The sequence below is a fragment of the Actinoallomurus sp. NPDC052308 genome (assembly GCF_040679195.1).
GTDB lineage: Bacteria > Actinomycetota > Actinomycetes > Streptosporangiales > Streptosporangiaceae > Actinoallomurus > Actinoallomurus liliacearum.
This window is the reverse complement of record NZ_JBFAUM010000077.1, coordinates 1-1,215: the sequence shown is the minus strand read 5'-3', so window position 1 is coordinate 1,215 and position 1,215 is coordinate 1. Positions and strand designations below refer to the sequence as shown.

Below are 1,215 nucleotides of genomic sequence, written 5' to 3'. Positions count from 1 at the left end.
ACGCGATGGCCGTCAGTGACAGTGTGGACCCCGCGGGCTGGTTCGCCGAGCAGATCGGGGCGTGTGAGCCGGATCTGCTGCGGAATATGGTCAAGACCATGGCCGAAGCGCTCATGAGCGCCGAGGCCGATGCCCTGTGCGGGGCGGAGTACGGGCAACGCTCAGGCGAGCGAGTCAACCGCCGCAACGGCTACCGGGAGCGGGATTGGGACACCCGGGCGGGCACGATCGAGCTGGCGATCCCGAAGCTGCGCAGCGGCTCGTACTTCCCCGAGTGGCTGCTGGAACGGCGCCGCCGCGCCGAACAGGCGCTCGTCTCGGTCATCGCCACCTCCTACGTGCTGGGGGTCTCCACGCGGCGGGTGGACAAGCTCGTCGACCAGCTCGGCATCAAGCACATCTCCAAGAGCCAGGTCTCCCAGATGAGCAAGGTCCTGGATGAGCAGGTCACCGCGTTCCGGAACCGGAGCCTGGACGCCGGCCCGTACTCCTTCGTCTGGATGGACGCCCTGACCCAGAAGGTCCGCGAGGGCGGCCGCACCGTCAACGTCCACGTCCTGGTCGCCACCGGCGTTAACGCCGATGGGCACCGGGAGATCCTCGGCCTGGAGGTCACCTCGGCCGAAGACGGCGCCGGCCGGCTGGCGTTCGTTCGCGGCCTGGTCGCCCGCGGCCTGAGCGGGGTCCAGCTGGTCATCTCCGATGCCCACCGCGGGCTGGTCGAGGCCATCGCAGCGACGCTGCCGGGCGCCGCGTGGCAGCGCTGCCGGACGCACTACCTGCGGAACCTGCTGACCAAGGTCCCCAAGTCCGCTCAGCCGTGGGTGGCGACCATGGTGCGGACCATCTTCGACCAGCCCGCCGCCGAAGAAGTCCACGCCCAGCACGGCCGGGTCGTGGCCAACCTGGAGACCAAGTACCCCGACGCCGCCGCGCACCTGGACGAGGCCCGCGATGACCTGCTCGCCTTCACCGGCTTCCCACGCGAGATCTGGCGGCAGATCTGGTCCAACAACCCCCAAGAACGACTGAACAAAGAGATCCGGCGGCGCACCGACGTGGTCGGGATCTTCCCCGACCGGGCCGCGATCATCCGCCTGGTCGGCGCCGTGCTGATGGAACAAACCGACGAATGGACCGAAGCCCGCCGCTACATGGGCCTGGAATTCCTCGCCAAAGCACGGCTACGCCTGGTCGCCGGCGAAACGCCGGACG

At 69.1% G+C, this 1,215-nt stretch carries 1 protein-coding gene; it reads left to right on the top strand.

What is annotated here, in order from left to right; genetic code table 11:
- Positions 1-5: 5 nt before the first annotated feature.
- A partial coding sequence (locus AB0L00_RS45790; protein WP_364444587.1) for an IS256 family transposase occupies positions 6-1,215 on the top strand: 1,210 nt, incomplete at its 3' end.